Annotated in this window: 1 protein-coding gene; it reads right to left on the reverse strand. The window is 57.0% G+C overall.

The genetic code is table 11. The annotated features are described in order from the left end of the window. The coding region (locus LZP73_RS21125; RefSeq protein ID WP_234236970.1) for an alanine:cation symporter family protein at positions 1 to 279 on the reverse strand (279 nt) is incomplete at both ends.

A 279-nucleotide genomic window follows, 5' to 3' on the forward strand; every position in this document is an offset into this window, starting at 1 on the left:
GGTTGTGCCGTTACCCGCCAGTAATATCAGCATGGCGCTTGCCGTGCAGATGACCAGGGTGTCGATAAAAATGCCAATCATCTGGACAATTCCTTGCGCTGCCGGATGCGGAGGCCAGGACGCAGCTGCCGCTGCCGCTGCCGCGTTTGGCGTCGACCCCATTCCCGCCTCATTGGAAAACATACTGCGCTGAAAACCGTTAGTAATCGCCTGGCTTAAGGTATATCCCGCCGCGCCGCCTGCAGCTTCCTGCCAGCCAAAAGCACTCTCAAAAATAGA

The organism is Shewanella sp. AS16, assembly GCF_021412365.1.
Taxonomy (GTDB): domain Bacteria; phylum Pseudomonadota; class Gammaproteobacteria; order Enterobacterales; family Shewanellaceae; genus Shewanella; species Shewanella salipaludis.